Raw genomic sequence first — 17,112 nt, 5'->3', positions numbered from 1 at the left:
ATGAACTTTAAGTTTTGAGTTTTGAATTCTCAAGAATTTTCTTAACTCATAACTCTAAATTGGTGGACTTTCTTTTCTTGAGTGGCAAATTCATTCGCAATTCTCTTCATGCCGGCGGTTTATACCATTTCACTTTAAAATTGCTACAAATGGGTAGCAGAAGTGCAGAGGGGGCAGAGGGAGAAATTAACTGTAGTTCTTATTTAGTGAAATAGTATTAGTGATTTATATAACACCTTCAATCTGACGCATATTAAAAATTATAAAATATGGTGACTCTTATTGAAAAGATACTAATCTTGAGGGGGAGTATCGTTGTTTGATTGGTCGTGATTTAGAATGAATTTGCTAATATTAATAACTTGTTTTATTAAAAATAAAGGTAAAACAACAATTAATCCGAGTAAACTAATACAAATAAGAACAAAAAGATAAAATATACGTTCAAAGGTGTTATATGTATCTGTATTTTTTATATTTTGATCTTGCTGTTTCATTGCGAATATTCTGGCTCAGATAGTGATGAATATTATTATTGATGGATATTGCTTAAAAAATAGCTAAAAAGTAAGAATTTTAAGTCACCTCAATCGGCTGCACTTAAGTTCTGTTTTAACAATAAAATATAAGAACTGGGTGAAATTTAAAGACTGAGCCAAAGAAAAATTTTAAAGTAAAGCGACTAAGAGTTAAAATATTTGGCGAGTTGCGTGTCGTGTAACTGTGCTAAATCGCTCTAATACAAAATCGTCTCATCGTTCCCAGCGTCTACCAACTCAGCGCTGGCAAATTTATTCGGAACAAACGGAACTCGCCCAGAAGCTGGCTGAGGCTACCCAACTATCGCCGATTGTCGGTCAATTACTGGCTAATCGTGGTATAGAAACACTCGAACAAGCACAAGCATTTCTAGAACCCGAATCGCAAATCCTTCCTTCCCCCTTAGAGGAATTTTCCGATCTGGCGTTGAGTGTTGAGTTGTTGCACAGTGCGATCGCACATCAGCAAAAAATCGCAATTTGTGGCGACTACGACGCCGATGGAATGACAAGTACTGCGTTATTACTGCGATCGCTACGCTGGTTGGGTGCAAACGTTGATTACGCGATTCCTAGCCGGATGCACGAAGGCTATGGCATCAATCAGCGCATTGTGGAAGAATTCAAGCGTGAAGGCGTCGAGTTAATTCTCACCGTCGATAACGGGATTTCCGCTTACGATGCGATCGCCAAAGCTAGAGAACTCGATCTCAAAGTGATTGTCACCGATCATCACGACATCCCCCAACAACTACCCCCAGCTAACGCAATCCTTAACCCCAAACTCATTCCAGAATCTTCGCCATATCGCGGACTTGCAGGCGTGGGCGTTGCTTACATTCTGGCTGTCTCGCTGGCACAAAAATTAGGACAAATCGCCGGATTAGTCAAACCTCTGCTTGAGTTATTTACCCTCGGTACAATCGCAGATCTCGCCCCCTTAACCGGTGTTAATCGTCGCTGGGTAAAGCGTGGCTTAGGGTTACTTCCGCAATCACAACTAGCCGGAGTGCAAGCTTTAATTCAAGTTGCAGGCGTACAAAATAACACGAATAGCGCCGTCAATGCAAAATCGCTCAAGCCTGATGATATCGGTTTTCGTCTAGGTCCAAGAATTAATGCTGTAGGGCGCATTGCCGATCCGCAAATTGTCATAGATTTACTGACAACAGACGATATGGGAATTGCGCTAGAACGCGCGATGCAGTGCGAACAAATTAATCAGCATCGTCAACAATTATGCGAACAAATCGAACAAGAAGCGATCGCCTATATTGAACAAAACCAAATCGATTTACTAGAAGAACGCGTTTTAGTCGTTGTGCAAGCCGATTGGCATCATGGTGTTATCGGGATCGTTGCATCGCGCTTAGTCGAACGCTACGGCGTTCCTGTGTTTATTGGTACGTATGAAGACGAACATCATATTCGTGGTTCCGCGCGAGGAATTCCCGAATTTCATGTTTTTGCCGCTTTAGAGTTTTGTCAAAACTTATTAGGTAAATTTGGCGGACACAAAGCTGCTGGGGGCTTTTCTTTACCTGCGGAAAACTTAACCGCGCTGCGATCGCGGTTGCGGGAATTTGCCCATCAATGCTTGCAAGTTGAACACCTCAAGCCACTGCTCAAAATTGATGCACAAGCAAACTTAAGTCAAATTGATCGTCAACTTTACAAGCAATTAGACGCGCTGCATCCTTGCGGTATTGATAATCCTAATCCGCTATTTTGGACAGCAAATGTCGAGGTTGTCGAACAGCGAATTGTCGGTAAAGGACACATCAAACTGAAACTAGCACACAATGAACGTACGCAGCGGTTTGAGGTGAATGCGATCGCCTGGAGATGGGGCGATTATTTTCCACTACCACCACGCATCGATATTGCCTACTGCTTGCGCGAAAATACCTGGAACGGTAACACAACAATTGAACTTGAATTAGTTGGCGTGCGCCTACCAACACAACCCATTAAAACCGCATCGCCATCTTCAAAAGCTGTATTCTATTACAATCAACGCCGTTATATCTGTGGCATATTTGCAAGTAGTTCAACGGCTGAATTGCGCATAAAAAACGATCAAGGTCAAATATTGGCGATCGCGCAAGGAGATTCCACAGGATTTTTAGGTACGAAGCGCGAAACAGCCCAACAAGTTGATATCACGCGATCGCACTTTCACCAATTAGTCATCGCCGCGTATACTGCTTTAAATCAGTTACCTAAGTGAATTATTCTGTTGTTAGGTGACTTAGGTTATTAGTGTTGCGTAAGTTCCCTCTCAAGCAGCATCCATATGGCATTTGAATTCGACCATCTTTTTATTTGTACTGATGTCGGGGCTGATGAGGCGAATCGTTTAGCATCATTCGGTTTAATTGAAGGCTCGTCTAACACCCATCCTGGGCAAGGTACAGCCAATCGCCGTTTTTTCTTTCACAACGCCATTTTGGAACTGTTATGGATTCACAATCCTGAAGAAGCCAAATCTGAGCCACTTGCTCCCACTTGCCTTTGGGAACGGTGGCGCGATCGCAACAATGGTGCTTGTCCGTTTGGTTTCTGTCTGCGCTGCACGGATTCGGGAGATACTGTTGCTTTTTCCAGTTGGGTATATCGTCCACCTTATCTACCTGAAACGGATGAGTATCGGGTAGGAACAAATAGCGACGTGTTGACTGAACCAATGCTTTTTCAAATTCCATTTGGTCAACGTCCAGATCATTATCCTGCTGAGAACTCACAACCTCTCAACGATTCTGTAGGGTTACGCGAAATAACTCGTGTAGAATTAGTGAGTCCTGCTGCGAATAGCCTTTCGCCAGAGATGCAAGCAATGGTTAACACGAATCAACTCAAAGTTCGTTTAGGAACAGAATATTTTGTAGAACTTGGTTTTGATGACGAACAGCAAGGAAAACAGGCAGATTTTCGACCTGAATTACCGCTTGCTATCAGTTGGTAATCAAGATGAACAAATCAGCACGCGAGAAAATGTTGGCAAATGAGCCATACATCGCCATTGATCCTGAGCTTGAAAGTATGCACAAAAAAGCACAAAATCTCTTGCATACTTTCAATGTGTCACTTCCTGAGGAGCGCGAAAAACGGCGCGAGATTGTGCAACATCTTTTTGGATCAGTCGGTCAAGTTTTTGAGGTTAAGCCGCCCTTTCATTGCGATTATGGTTGTCACATTTATGCTAAAGAGAATTTATATATTAATTACGATTGCATTATCTTAGACTGCAATAAAGTTTATCTTGGTAACAATGTATTGCTTGCTCCTAAAGTACAAATCTACACAGCGTATCATCCTCTCGATCCAGAAATGAGAAGATCAGGTTTGGAGATGGCTGCACCGATCGCAATTGGCGATGACGTTTGGATCGGCGGTGGAGCAATTATTTGTCCAGGAGTCACAATTGGAAACAACACCACAATTGGCGCAGGAAGCATTGTTACCAAAAATATTCCTGCTAACGTCGTTGCAGCAGGAAATCCTTGTAGAATTATTAGAAACTTGTAGCTTCGATAGCGTCATAACTTAACAGATCAAAGCAACCATATTATCTCTGGTAATAACTAGATTAGTCGTTAGTAACTAGTGACTAGTCACTAGTTTTTTATCACCAATCAACTGGATTTGACATCATTAATACTGCACGCTGCTGTTATCTTTTGTTTTTAAATTTGAATAATTGAGTGAGGAATAAGAGGGCGATCGCTAACCGAAGAAGGATTGAGGAAGGCAGAAGGAAAATTTATTTTTACTCTCGCTTCATGGTTGCAAGCCCCTAAATCTATTTATGAAAAACAAACGGAGTATATCAAAAGTTAAATCTCCTAAATTTATTTATGGAGATACATAACCACCTTCTGCCTTCTTGACTCCTTCTACATATTGCCGCCGCGTGCTGCCAAAATAAAGATAATAATTGGACCAGCAAGCATGATCAGCGCAACACTGACTAGCTGAAAAAAGGTTTCCCATTGAAAAGTGCTGAGTCCCTCAAAAATTCCAGATACAACGTCCATTTTTCCTCCCATTACCTAGCCGAATCAGTAACTCAGATAAAGCTCCGCACTCGATCTTACCTGGATGACGATGACTCGATTTAACTAACTTAATAAATCTATAAAAAACAACAAACAATCATTGCCGCTTTCTCATACTACTGACTCACCGAATAAAATCGTTAAACTCGAAGTGCAAGAAAAATCATAGCCCAAATTTGACTTATGGCTACCTGGCGTTGTGTAAAGCAATGTGGAGCCTGCTGTAATCTTGACCCAGCAGAGCGTCCAGATATTGAAGATTATTTATCACCCGCAGAACTCGAACTCTATTTGAGTATGGTTGGTGCAGACGGCTGGTGTATCAACTACAACCACGTGACACGCGAATGCCGCATTTACCCAAATCGTCCGCGCTTTTGCCGCGTAGAACCTGCAATATTTCAAGATATGTACGACATTCTCCCAGAAGAATTAGATGATTTTGCCATCGAATGCTGTCAGCAGCAAATTAGTGGCGTTTACGGCGATCGCAGCCTGGAAATGTTGCGCTTCGAGCAAGCTATTAAAGACTAATTTCTCACATTCCTGCGAACGTGGGGTTGATTTTTGTAACAAAGATCAGAGAAAATGAAAAAAATATGAAAGCGCTGCGACGTTTTGAATACCTGTGAAAATTGAATTACCCACCCAGTTACTTGAAGAATCTGAACTCGAACCTGAGCATATTGCAATCGCCGTTGAAAATCCTAACGATACGATAACGGAGACACAATCGCATTCAGCTTCCGCGCAATCTTCATGGACAGTATTCGCAACAACCTTCGTCACGATATTTTTAGCCGAGTTTGGCGATAAAACACAACTATCCACGCTCTTGATGAGTGCTGAATCTCAATCTCCTTGGATTGTCTTTAGTGGCGCAGCGGTAGCAATGGTCATCACAAGTTTACTAGGTGTTCTCTTAGGGTGCTGGATTGCAACTCGCATTGCACCCCGAACTGTAGAAAAACTTGCAAGTGCTAGTTTACTCTTGATTTCCATGATGCTGCTTTGGGACGTCGTGCAGTAGTCTCGCTGTTTAGGGTTCAAAAAATGGATTGGAATTTACTTGGGCTAAGTTTTATCACGGTATTTTTATCCGAACTCGGCGACAAAAGCCAATTAGCGGCGATCGCCCTCAGCGGACGTTCTCAATTTCCCCGTGCAGTCTTTCTGGGGACAGCAGCCGCGCTATTATTAACTAGCTTACTCGGTGCTTTAGCCGGTGGATGGGCTGCTGAACTATTACCTGTAAAAACAACAAAAATACTCGCGGCGGTAGGATTTACCTTTCTTGGCATTCGCTTGTGGTACAACTCTGAGTTATCTCACAACGAAGAAAACTAAAAGTCCCTTACTTAGTGTAGGAGACTTTCTTGCACGCATACTCATTTAATTCAACTTATCTGCGGATTCCCCACCACAAAAGAGTACCACCAGCAATAAATTTTACAGCTTCTAATACCCAGTAGCCTGCGTGTAACAGGTTCATTGTCGTAGGAACCTCGGTTGCTGAGTCAAACAAATTCAACTGTAATCCTGTTGCAGACATTTGTGGAGTTAAAAAGTAAGTAGCAAACAAAGGTACAGCTAGTAAGAGTAAAGCTAAAATCGTTGTACCGCGTCGCCAATTATCTTCGGTAAATTGTGTTTTGTTTAACACTAAAACCCCAGTCACTACCAAAGCTGCTGCTAATAGTTCGATGCGATTATAATTCCAGAAAATCAAGTAGCCTGCTGTCGTAAATCCAGCTTGAGTCATCATTCCAGAAATATATAAACTGGGCATAATTACCCAATCTAAAATGAGGCTACTACTTAGCCAGAATCCCAGAGTTAAGATGACAACGTTCTGCCAAACAGAACGCTTGAATTGAATACTAGAAACAGTCATATAATTGCCTTGATTTACTTTTATATTTTTAGCTTAACGAATTTGTTATGACATAAATATGAAATATCTTTTAAAACTTTGGAGATGCAGCGCAAAAGTACTTTTTATCTATTTACGAAAGTTTAAATAAGAATTATTAAAAATGCTATTCAAGTCATAATTAATAAAAGAGCGCTCAGAACAACATTAAAGTCATGAATTTGCTAAATCCGAGTGTTTTACTTAGCACAACACTCATCTTAATGACAGGAATAAGTGGAATCACTCCACGAGTGGCGCAAGCAGTTCAGTTGAGAGGTACAGTTTACTTTGTACAGCCACCAGATTTAGTTGCTGCGACAACGACATTCAAAGGCGTTAGCGCTTGGGGTGCAACATACTACTTCACAGTTAATGTTCCAGCGAATGCTGGTGAACCGCTGCAAAGAGTCACAATTACGCAACGAGACGGAAGCGATAATATCCGCTTTAAACTTGATGACACCCGTGCGTTTGAAGGAACACGCGATCGCCGAGGTACACAATTAACTTTAGGCGAAGTCACGCGCGATCGCGAAACGAGAACTGTTAATGTCACATTTGACCCGCCAGTTGCGCCAGGAAGAACAATTACAATCGGCTTACGTCCTGTCCGCAATCCGTTATTCTCTGGCGTTTATCTTTTTGGCGTTACAGCGTTTCCCCCAGGCGAAAAAGCCCACGGTCAATTTCTCGGCTTTGGGCGGTTTCACTTCTACGGTAACGATCGACCGTTTTTCTTATGGAGGTAATGACGATGATCAACAAGCCGATTCCGTGTTTGTGCTACACAGTTCTCATGCTGTATTAAAACTTAGCAACGAAGACATCTGTACCACCTGCACTTGCATCTGCGAGTGTCCCAAACGTAGTACCAGTAATATAGACATTCCCTAAGCTATCCAAAGCAATATCAGACGCGCTATCTGTAGAAGTTGTCCCAAGCGTTGTTCCCTGTTGCATCACGCCATTACTGTTAAACTGCAAGAAATAAGCATCCCAAGTTCCGTAACTCGTGCTACCAAATGAATTCTGACTCGCACCAGCTACATAGATGTTACCGCTGGCGTCAACTTTGACATCAGATGCACCAGTAGGCAAATTTCCCCCAAATTGAGTTGTCCAAAGGCGCGATCCATTGCTACCGAATTTGGTCAAGTAACTTTGACCGGTTCCTGTACCGCCTAGGTTGCCAAAAGAATTGCCTGTAACATACACATTACCACTCGCGTCAACGGCAACTCCATTGCCCGAATCATTACTGCTTAGACCAAATTGGCGAATCCATTGCTGAGTACCCGTGCTGTTGTACTTAATTAAGAAAGCATCATAGCTTCCCGCATTTGTCGTACCTAGATTTCCCGCAGTTTGTCCGCTAATGTAGACTGCACCTGTGCGATCGACAGCAATTCCATATCCTTCATCCCAAGCATTAGAATTTGGAGTTCCTACACGCTTAAACCATTGCGTTGCACCATTGCTCGTGCGATATTTGCCAACAAAAGCATCAAAGTTGGTACTACCACTATTCGCGGTTCTTCCTGTTACGTAGAGATTACCCGCAGCATCTACAGTGAGATCGTTGACTTGCGCAAGTCCACCCAACCCGATCGTTGCGCCAAGTCGTCGTAACCAAGTTTGATTACCATTGCCATCATACTTGGCAATAAAAGCATCTCCAGAGACATTAGCAGCAACAGCAGCACTCGATCCCTTTCCCCCAATGTAGACGTTGCCAGATCCATCTACCGCAACCGCATTAACATAATCGTTAGTCCGAGTCTCAATCTCTCGAATCCACTGTAACGTACCGCCACTGTTATACTTTGCCAGAAAGCCATCCGCAAAACCTGCATTATTACCTAGTAACTGACCAGTGGTATAACCCACAACATAAGTATTACCAGAACCATCTACCGCTACATCTGTTGCGTTGTCAAAATTAGAAGTTGTACCTAACTGCTTGACCCACTCTAAGCTAGAACTTATTGGAGGCGTAGCAATTTTGAGTGTGTAATTGGTACTGTTTGTACCCGTCGGAGTCACGCGCAGAAAGTAAGTACCTGGATTGATGAATCGAGCGATCGTTTGTGCTGGAGTTGCCCCATCAAACCCGTTGAGCGCACTCTGAATGAAATTACCGTTACTGTTTAGAAGTTGAACGTTCGCATTGGTTCCTGCATCGGTTAGAAACGCATTCAAATTGCTGCGAGTTGTCACATTGAAGCGATAAACATCTGCTGTGTCAGTAACTCCTGTTCCTGTATTTCCGACAAAATCTCTATAAGTATTGGTAAAGTTTGTAGGAGGTGTTCCTATGTTACGCGCTGTTGCCATTGTTGCACCCGCAGCATCGGAAACTAATGTCAGGTTATAGTTTGTGTCACCACTAACTTGGTAAACTCGAACATAGTAGTCACCTGCTGCCAAATTTGAGAGATTGATCTGCTCGGATGCTGTACCAGTGCGTGTTGAGCTACTAATGACTTCGCCTGGATCAACAGTTCGATTAAAGTTCGCATCGCGTATGACTTGCAAATCGGCATTTGCGCTCAAGCCACTTAATAACACCCTCAGACTACTACTCGATGCACTAAGACTGAACCGAAAATAGTCGTTGGGGTCAGATGTGCCGACTGCATCACTCAACACATCACTTCTACCACTTAGTGTTGAAAGTCCATAAGCTGTACCCAGCGTACTACCTGGATCTGGGGTAAGAACCATATTTAAGTTTATACCTTTGTTTTCTCATACAAACAAGCAACTGTAGATGCACCAACTTGCAACGTTTACACGACTAATAACTTATTTGGATACTAATTAAAGAGGAGACAAGACAGAACGAATTATTCCTCTGCCCCCTGACCTCTGCGACAATCTCAAATTTAATCTAATTGGATTTTTTCACTACTTAATCCTAAAATGCGTTTTAATTCACAATGATTTTGGGATTGCTACAGATAAGATTATTTGCTAGTTGGCAAATCGCTTACCTACAAAAGTACGCGACGTTGTGCAGCTTGAGTGAGTAGCGATTCAGCAAACGCGATCGCATCATGTGCTGATTTGCCACCCGCAAGCGTTGCGAGTTCTTCGCGGCGAGTTGTGAAGTTATCAAGCGCAGTGACGCGAACAATTGTCCGTAAGTCAGCAGTTGTCGCCGACGTCTCCTCAACCACGTGTTTATCGACACGAAAATGTCGATCTGCCATTGCGGCGACTAAAGGTTGGTGCGTCACACATAATACTTGATTGTGTTGACTCAGTTGATGTAATTTCTCGGCGATCGCCTGTGCGACTCTTCCGGAAACGCCGACATCAATTTCGTCAAAAATCAATGTTTCTGTAGCGTCAGCTTCGGAGAAACACGACTTTAATGCTAATAAAAAGCGGCTCATTTCACCCCCTGATGCGATCGCCGTTAGCGGTTGTAATGGTTCGCCTGGGTTTGGGCTAAACAAGAACGTGATTTTGTCTGCGCCCATCGCCGTAGGAGATGTCGCCGATACTTCCACTTGGAACTGTACCTTTTCCATTGCTAAGGGTTTAAGTTCTGCAATCAACCGCGCTTCGAGTTGTGCTGCCGCAGTTTGACGCAGATCGGTTAATTTATGACAAGCTTGATTTAATTTCTGGAGATATTTTTGTTCTTGTTGTTCTAAAGCTTCAACCGAGTATTCGCTGCTATTGAGTTCTTCTAATTCGGCGGCGATTTTTTGATAGTAAGCGATCGCATCGGGTAATGTCGGACCATACTTCCGACAAATTTGCTTGAGTTCGCGAATGCGTTCTTCAACTTCAACAAGTCGCTGCGGATCGGCTTCTAAACTTTCACCATAAGCATTAATTTGTCGCCCAGCCTCGGTGACAGCGGCTAAAGCTTCACTTACCAAATCTAAAATCGGCTGTAACTGCGCATCATACTGTACCATATCGGTTAACTTTGCTTCCGATTGCGCAAGTAAATCAGCACCCGCAGGTGCGTCATCGTCGTTTTGATACAAAGCTTGGTAAACTTGGTAACTCAATTGCTGCAACTCGACAACGTGACTGAGACGCTGGCGTTCTTGTTCGAGTTGTTCAAATTCATCCGCTTCGGTGAGATTTGCGGTTTTGAGTTCTTGGACTTGATATGTAAGTAAATCAAGTTGTTGCAAGCGATCGCGTTCTGATTGTCGCCGTTTTTCGAGGACGTTTTTTGCTTGCTGATAATCTGCAAAAGCTGCGGTAACAATTTCGCGCTGTTGAAAATGCGCCTTACCACCGTAAGCATCCAGCCAATCACGAACTTGCGCGGGTTGTCCAACTTGTACTGTTTGCCCTTGTGCGGTAATTTCGACGATGCGATCGCGCAATTCTGCCATCAATTGACGATTGACAAGAATACCATTAACTCGCGAGCGACTACGGAGGTTACCGCCGGTTGTCGTCATTTCGCGACTACAGACAATACAATCTTCATCGATTAGCTCAATTTCTTGCGCCGTCAACCAAGAAATCATCTTCGCGTCGAGTTTAAACGTTGCTTCTACCAACGCCCGACTTGTTCCGGTGCGAATCACGCGACTAGAAACTTTACCGCCCAACGCCGCATCGATCGCATCCAAAATAATTGATTTTCCTGCACCAGTTTCGCCCGTTAATACATTTAAACCAGCGCCAAAGTCTAGTTCTAGCTGGTCAATCAACGCAAAGTTTTCGATCCGCAGGCAGATTAACATAATGTTGAATTCACCGTGAGGGCAGATGCCGCAAGCTGACAATCTAGAGGACACTATCTTTCATTATGAGGAACACGCGACAAGCTCGATCGATCTTTTTTTTGCGCCATCGCCGATTTTGCTACCAAAATTTCATAAATGCCTTCTGGCGAATTGCTTAAATAGATTGGCGATTCATTCACAGCCGCAACTGCTGTATCTTTCGTAAAAAACTGAAACGTGAAGTTTATCGCAAAAATTGTTACAATTATTAACATAGTTCCGCTACAGCGGTTAGAGATTCATGAACGGAAAATACTACTCTTCACAACTTAATGAGCCTGTAATTACTCCAGCTATGCAAGTAAATGACCTAACCGTCGTAGAGGAGCGACCATCATATCATACCGTTCTTCCCAGTGTTGTCGAACCAGAAACGCTGCGCTACGACCCTGTTGAAATAGCCGAATATTTTCGTCATAGACCACTCGAAGTCCTAGGGCGAATCTTCAGAGTCATATTTCCCATTCTCAGCTTTGCGTTCGGTTTATGGTGGGATCGCCAACGTAACCGCGCCGTCGAAAATCAACAGCGTCGGGCAATTCAGTTACGCGAACTGCTAACTCGCTTGGGACCTGCGTATATCAAAATTGGTCAAGCACTATCTACTCGACCTGATTTAGTTCCGCCATTATATTTAGAAGAGTTAACACAGCTACAAGACCAACTTCCGCCTTTCCCGAACGAAATTGCGTACCAATTCATCGAAGAAGAACTCGGCGATCGCCCCGAAAACATCTACGCCGAATTATCACCACAACCACTTGCGGCTGCTTCTTTAGGACAAGTTTACAAAGGCAAATTAAAAACAGGCGAAACAGTCGCCGTCAAAGTTCAACGCCCTGACTTACGCGAGTGCATCACCGTAGACCTTTATATATTACGCCGCATCGCAGCGTGGGCAAATAAGAATATCAAGCGCGTGCGCAGCGATTTAGTCGCGATTTTGGATGAATTCGGCTATCGCATTTTTGAAGAGATGGATTACATCCAAGAAGGCGAAAACGCCGAACGCTTCACCCAGCTTTACGGTCATATCAAAGATATCTACGTTCCCAAGATTTATTGGCAGTATACGCAGCGTCGCGTCCTGACGATGGAATGGATCGTCGGCACAAAGTTAACTCAAGCTGAAGCAATTCGCGCGCAAGGAATCGATGCGCGTTATCTCGTTGAAGTCGGCGTTCAATGTTCGCTACGCCAATTACTCGAACACGGCTTTTTCCACGCCGATCCGCATCCAGGTAACTTATTAGCGACTCCTGATGGCAAATTAGCATATCTCGACTTTGGCATGATGAGCGAGATTAAACCGCATCAACGCTATGGTTTGATCGAAGCGATCGTCCACATGGTTAACCGTGACTTTGAAGGTTTAGCCCACGATTATGTCAAACTCGACTTTTTGACTCCAGATACCGATTTAACTCCGATTATTCCAGCGTTAGCGCGTGTCTTTAACAATGCTTTAGGCGCGAGTGTTGCTGAATTAAATATTAAAAATATTACTGATGAGCTATCGGCGTTAATGTATGAGTATCCCTTCCGTGTCCCAGCGTACTATGCCTTGATTATTAGGTCGTTGGTAACGCTAGAAGGAATTGCGATTAACATCGACCCCAACTTTAAAGTTCTCAGTGCAGCTTATCCATACGTTGCGAAGCGGTTACTCACCGATCCAGCACCCGAATTACGCGCATCGTTACGCGATCTTCTATTTCGCGATGGTCGTTTCCGTTGGAATCGGTTAGAAAACTTATTACGCAACGCGCGTAGTAGCCAAGAATACGATTTCAATCAAGTTTTAGATCAAACAATCGAGTTTCTCTCATCCGAACGCGGTGCTTTTATTCGCAATAACCTCGTCGATGAAATTGTCAAAGGTATTGATGCTTTAGGTCAAAATACCTTACACAACGTCACAAGTAACCTACGCGATCGCATTCTCAAAGCGCCTCTAGCCAACCGCCTCGCGTGGGCAATTGAAGAAGCACCCAACGCCCCCGTTGAGCAAGAACAAACGCTAGAACACATTAAACGCGTGTGGAATATCCTACAAGAAACACAAGGCTTTGACGCCGCCAAAATCGCGCCCCAGATTCCACAACTTTTGTTGAAACCTGAATTACAACGCATGGGTCAACAAGTTGCTAGCCGTTTAGCCCAACGCGCGATCGCTCGTTTGATTCGAGAAGTATTAGTTTCGCCCGAACCAGCCTACACTAACGGTCAAGTTAAAAGACCTGCGATCGCTCCTGTTCCAGCTAAAACATAAGATAGCCTAGCGAATAAATTCACGGCTAGTGAACAAAGTCCGCCTACGCGGACTACGCCACGTTTTATCCTCTCAAAACACCGTCTTCATTCAGTGTGGCTCGTCACACTTAGCGTCTGCGTTTTGTGGAGGATTTGTAGCTACTCAATTTTCCCCTTCGCGTTCGCGCTTCAAACTTTCTTCCAACGCTTGAATTTGTTCGCGACGTGCTTCTACTTCGAGCGATCGCCGTGCTAATTCTTGAGTTTGTAAAGTTAAAGTTTGTCGCCACTGTTCTGCTCTTTCGGTTTCCTGCTGCAAAAACGCTGGAGTAATGCCACTCGTTAAATAAGTTTTGACCAACTCCAGCACCCAATTCGTCGCATTTTCGATGTGCTTAATTTCTCCTGTAGGAGATAATTCTAATAAAACAAGTAACCCTTCGTGCAGTTGTTCAGCATCAGAACTTTTTAACACCTCAGCCGGAGGAATGACTTTTTCCTCAGTAAGAATTGCCCAGGTGTACTCGGCTTCTTGAACCGCCAGTAACCGAAGATTCAACCTACCAGATAATTGGTGTTTTTGCACCTGAGCCAAATGTCGCATTGCCTATAGTAGAGTTCAGAGGTTAGAGGTCAGAGGTCAGAAATAAAAGCTAGTTGAGGCAACGATTCTCAGCTTCTATAATTTCCTACCTTGTTGACCATTGCTATAGTATATGAGTTACAAACGAAGGTGAGTAAAATTGTATCTAGAAAGTACCCAAATCATTTCTAAAAACCTCTCCTTATTCATTTTTTAGTGTTCTTTGTAACTCTGTGGTTCGTTAAAAAACAAGAAACATTAAGCCAAACGCCGCAGCCGTTCTTGAAGAATCTGTAGCTGTGTTTGGGCTTCCGCAAGCGCTTCTCTTGCACCTTGAACAACTTCAGCCGGAGCTTTATTCACAAAATTAGGATTATTCAGCCGTGCAGCGAGTGCTGTGACTTCAGCTTCAAGCTTCGCAATATCTTTTTTAAGCTTAGCCCGCAGCGCTTCCACATCAACAACACCTGTAAGCGGAATGAGTACTTGGATCGTACCAATAACCCCAGCAATTACCGATTCAACTTGCTCGACAGTAGCCGTAATCTTTAATGTTTCTACTTTCGCTAATTCCTGAATGTAAGATTGTCCTTGTGTCAAAATTTCGCGCTCATGAGCGCTTTCACTTTGTAAAAAAGCGGTGACTTTAACTCCAGGCTTAATATCCGCTTCAGCACGTAGATTCCGAATTGTGCGGATAGTACCAATGAGTAAATCAAACCGTTGTTCCAACTCTGGATCGATGAGGTTTCGATCGACCTCTGGATACGATCGCAATGCTAAAAATTGATTTGTATCTGCTTGCGTCAGCGTGTGCCAAATTTCCTCAGTAATATGCGGCATAAATGGATGCAGCAGTTGTAGAATTCCTTCTAAAATATAAGCTAGAGTTTGTTGTGCAACTTGTCGCGAAGCTGTTGTCGATTTGTTTTGCAGACGCGATTTCACAAGTTCAATGTACCAATCGCAGAAATCACCCCAAATGAAATCGTAAAGTCCCTTCGCAGCTTCTCCTAATCCATATTTATCGATATAATCACTCGTTTGTTGCACAACTTGATAGAACCGCGACAGAATCCAGCGATCGCTTAGTTCAGGAGCGAGGAGCGAGGAGCGAGGAGCGAGGAGTTGTTGTGGTGTTTGTCCATCCAAGTTCATCATCACAAACCGCGCCGCATTCCACAGCTTATTCGCAAAGTTACGCGATGCTTCGACTGAAACTGATTCATCCGTTTTGCGATTGTATTCGAGTCGAATATCTTGTCCCGCGCCTGCGACTTCTTTAATTAAGGTGTAGCGAAGTGCATCTGTACCATATTTATCAATTAAAATCAAGGGATCAATGCCATTATTTGCCGACTTCGACATTTTCTTATTATTTTCATCGCGCACCAAGCCGTGGATATACACATCCTTGAATGGCATTTGTCCGGTAAAATGTCCTGCCATCATCGTCATCCGCGCCACCCAGAAGAAAATGATGTCAAAGCCTGTAACCAACGTAGACGTCGGGTAATAAAACTCCAAATCGCGAGTTTGCTCAGGCCAGCCCAAAGTCGAAAATGGCCATAATCCTGAAGAAAACCACGTATCTAAAACATCAGGGTCTTGTTCTAACTTGACATTTTCTCCAAATTGTGCAGTAGCTTTCTCTTGTGCCTCCGCTGCACTGCGCGCCACGACAAACGGCGTTGCATCCGTAATTTCCCCATTCGTTTCACTAACAGCGTACCAAGCAGGAATTTGATGTCCCCACCACAACTGACGCGAGATACACCAATCTTTGAGATTAACTAGCCAGTCGCGATAAACTTTCGTCCAGCGCTGTGGAATAAACTCTGGCGAATTGCGTTGATCAAGAAATTCCAGCGTTCGATCTGCCAGTGGGCGAATTTTGACAAACCACTGCGTTGAAAGTAAAGGTTCTACAGGAACTTTACCGCGATCGCTATACGGTACGGTATGTTTATACTCTTCTACCTTGACTAAAACCCCGTCAGTTTCTAGCTGCTGTACGACATTCTTCCGCGCCACAAACCGATCTTGCCCTTGAAACGGTCCCGCATTTTCATTGAGCGTACCGTCCTTGTTCATGATGTTGATAAACGGCAAATCGTGTCGCTTACCCATCTCAAAATCATTCGGATCGTGCGCCGGAGTCACCTTAACGCACCCTGTACCAAACTCCATCTCCACCAACTCATCCGCAATTATGGGAATTTCGCGATTGAGAATAGGGAGAGTCAGCGTTTTACCGATCAAATGCTTGTAGCGATCGTCATTCGGATTCACCGCCACCGCTGTATCACCCAACATCGTTTCAGGGCGCGTCGTCGCGACTTCTACATAACCCGATCCATCGCTCAACGGATAGCGAAAATGCCACAAATGCCCGTTAACTTCCTGGCTTTCCACCTCCAAATCCGACACCGCCGACTGCGTAGCTGGACACCAATTCACCAGATAGTTTCCGCGATAAATCAACCCTTCTTCATACAACCGCACAAAAGCTTCTAAAACCGCCTTCGATAAACCTTCATCCATCGTAAAGCGTTCCCGCGACCAATCTACCGACACACCCAAGCGTCGCAGTTGGTTGACGATTGTCCCACCCGATTCTGCCTTCCATTGCCAAGCGCGTTCGAGAAACTGCTCGCGCCCCAAGTCGTAGCGCGTTTTACCCTCCGCCTTGAGTTGTTTTTCCAAAATTGCCTGCACAGCAATACTCGCGTGATCCGTCCCAGGAAGCCACAGTGTATTGCGTCCTTTCATGCGGTGGTAGCGCACCAGCGTATCAATCAAGGCACTTTCAAAGGCGTGTCCCATGTGCAAACTACCCGTGACATTCGGCGGCGGAATGACGATGCAGTAAGGGTCGCCGCCGTTTTCAGGGTTAGCTTTGTATATTTGGTTTTCCTCCCACGCTTTTTGCCATTTGGCTTCGGTGGAGAAAGGTTCGTAGAGGCTAGGCAAATTGGTCACGGTTGCGGTCATGGAGGGA

15 protein-coding genes are annotated in these 17,112 nt (G+C 44.1%); 8 read left to right on the top strand and 7 right to left on the bottom strand.

Translation table 11 applies throughout. From position 1 onward, the window contains the following. The first annotated feature begins 723 nt into the window (after nucleotides 1-723). From recJ to GLO7428_RS13965, 3 genes are all read left to right on the top strand, one after another. Nucleotides 724-2,769 carry a single-stranded-DNA-specific exonuclease RecJ gene (gene recJ, locus GLO7428_RS13975; RefSeq protein WP_015189213.1) on the top strand — a complete coding sequence of 682 codons (2,046 nt, stop codon included), beginning with the start codon at nucleotides 724-726 and terminating at the stop codon, nucleotides 2,767-2,769. A 66-nt stretch (nucleotides 2,770-2,835) separates the two neighbouring features. Beyond that, nucleotides 2,836-3,504 carry a VOC family protein gene (locus GLO7428_RS13970; protein ID WP_015189212.1) on the top strand — a complete coding sequence of 223 codons (669 nt, stop codon included), beginning with the start codon at nucleotides 2,836-2,838 and terminating at the stop codon, nucleotides 3,502-3,504. Between the two features lie 5 nt (nucleotides 3,505-3,509). Beyond that, nucleotides 3,510-4,067: a sugar O-acetyltransferase gene (locus tag GLO7428_RS13965; RefSeq protein ID WP_015189211.1), complete on the top strand. Its 558-nt coding sequence runs from the start codon at nucleotides 3,510-3,512 to the stop codon at nucleotides 4,065-4,067. Between the two features lie 368 nt (nucleotides 4,068-4,435). On the opposite strand, the gene psb30 is transcribed toward GLO7428_RS13965, so the two are convergent. Next, nucleotides 4,436-4,576: a photosystem II reaction center protein Ycf12/Psb30 gene (psb30, locus tag GLO7428_RS13960; RefSeq protein WP_015189210.1), complete on the bottom strand. Its 141-nt coding sequence runs from the start codon at nucleotides 4,574-4,576 to the stop codon at nucleotides 4,436-4,438. Nucleotides 4,577-4,780: 204 nt separating this feature from the next. Here psb30 and GLO7428_RS13955 point away from each other — a divergent pair, with 204 nt between their 5' ends. The 3 genes from GLO7428_RS13955 (at nucleotide 4,781) to GLO7428_RS13945 (ending at nucleotide 5,944) form a co-directional block, all read left to right on the top strand. Beyond that, nucleotides 4,781-5,131, top strand: a complete 351-nt coding sequence (locus GLO7428_RS13955; protein WP_015189209.1) for a YkgJ family cysteine cluster protein — start codon at nucleotides 4,781-4,783, stop codon at nucleotides 5,129-5,131. 184 nt (nucleotides 5,132-5,315) lie between these two features. Continuing rightward, nucleotides 5,316-5,627, top strand: a complete 312-nt coding sequence (locus GLO7428_RS13950; RefSeq protein ID WP_196797608.1) for a TMEM165/GDT1 family protein — start codon at nucleotides 5,316-5,318, stop codon at nucleotides 5,625-5,627. Nucleotides 5,628-5,650: 23 nt separating this feature from the next. Beyond that, nucleotides 5,651-5,944 carry a TMEM165/GDT1 family protein gene (locus tag GLO7428_RS13945; RefSeq protein ID WP_015189207.1) on the top strand — a complete coding sequence of 98 codons (294 nt, stop codon included), beginning with the start codon at nucleotides 5,651-5,653 and terminating at the stop codon, nucleotides 5,942-5,944. Between the two features lie 55 nt (nucleotides 5,945-5,999). Here the strand turns inward: GLO7428_RS13945 and GLO7428_RS13940 are convergent, their stop codons facing one another. Next, entirely contained in the window at nucleotides 6,000-6,491 is a 492-nt protein-coding gene (locus GLO7428_RS13940) for a hypothetical protein (protein ID WP_015189206.1), read from the bottom strand. A gap of 194 nt (nucleotides 6,492-6,685) precedes the next feature. On the opposite strand from GLO7428_RS13940, the gene GLO7428_RS13935 reads away from it, so the two are divergent. Next, the gene (locus GLO7428_RS13935; RefSeq protein ID WP_015189205.1) at nucleotides 6,686-7,261 is read left to right on the top strand and encodes a DUF2808 domain-containing protein; all 576 of its coding nucleotides are present in this window, start codon (nucleotides 6,686-6,688) and stop codon (nucleotides 7,259-7,261) included. Nucleotides 7,262-7,316: 55 nt separating this feature from the next. Here the strand turns inward: GLO7428_RS13935 and GLO7428_RS27335 are convergent, their stop codons facing one another. From GLO7428_RS27335 to GLO7428_RS13920, 3 genes are all read right to left on the bottom strand, one after another. Continuing rightward, on the bottom strand, nucleotides 7,317-9,236 hold the full coding sequence (locus GLO7428_RS27335; protein WP_015189204.1) for an SBBP repeat-containing protein: 1,920 nt from the start codon (nucleotides 9,234-9,236) through the stop codon (nucleotides 7,317-7,319). 269 nt (nucleotides 9,237-9,505) lie between these two features. After that, nucleotides 9,506-11,233 (bottom strand): DNA repair protein RecN, encoded by a 1,728-nt coding sequence (recN, locus tag GLO7428_RS13925; protein WP_015189203.1) that lies wholly within the window; start codon nucleotides 11,231-11,233, stop codon nucleotides 9,506-9,508. Between the two features lie 53 nt (nucleotides 11,234-11,286). Further along, the gene (locus GLO7428_RS13920; RefSeq protein WP_015189202.1) at nucleotides 11,287-11,490 is read right to left on the bottom strand and encodes a hypothetical protein; all 204 of its coding nucleotides are present in this window, start codon (nucleotides 11,488-11,490) and stop codon (nucleotides 11,287-11,289) included. 26 nt (nucleotides 11,491-11,516) lie between these two features. Between GLO7428_RS13920 and GLO7428_RS13915 the strand changes: the two genes are divergently transcribed. Then, entirely contained in the window at nucleotides 11,517-13,547 is a 2,031-nt protein-coding gene (locus GLO7428_RS13915) for an AarF/ABC1/UbiB kinase family protein (RefSeq protein ID WP_015189201.1), read from the top strand. 144 nt (nucleotides 13,548-13,691) lie between these two features. On the opposite strand, the gene GLO7428_RS13910 is transcribed toward GLO7428_RS13915, so the two are convergent. Continuing rightward, nucleotides 13,692-14,132 (bottom strand): hypothetical protein, encoded by a 441-nt coding sequence (locus GLO7428_RS13910; RefSeq protein ID WP_015189200.1) that lies wholly within the window; start codon nucleotides 14,130-14,132, stop codon nucleotides 13,692-13,694. Between the two features lie 237 nt (nucleotides 14,133-14,369). Further along, a complete protein-coding gene (locus GLO7428_RS13905) occupies nucleotides 14,370-17,105 on the bottom strand; it encodes a valine--tRNA ligase (RefSeq protein ID WP_015189199.1) in 2,736 nt (911 codons plus the stop codon). Between the last annotated feature and the right edge of the window lie 7 nt (nucleotides 17,106-17,112).

Source organism: Gloeocapsa sp. PCC 7428, from assembly GCF_000317555.1.
Classification (GTDB): Bacteria; Cyanobacteriota; Cyanobacteriia; order Cyanobacteriales; family Chroococcidiopsidaceae; genus Chroogloeocystis.
The sequence above is the reverse complement of the archived record's forward strand: the minus strand, read 5'-3'. Positions and strand labels throughout refer to the sequence as shown.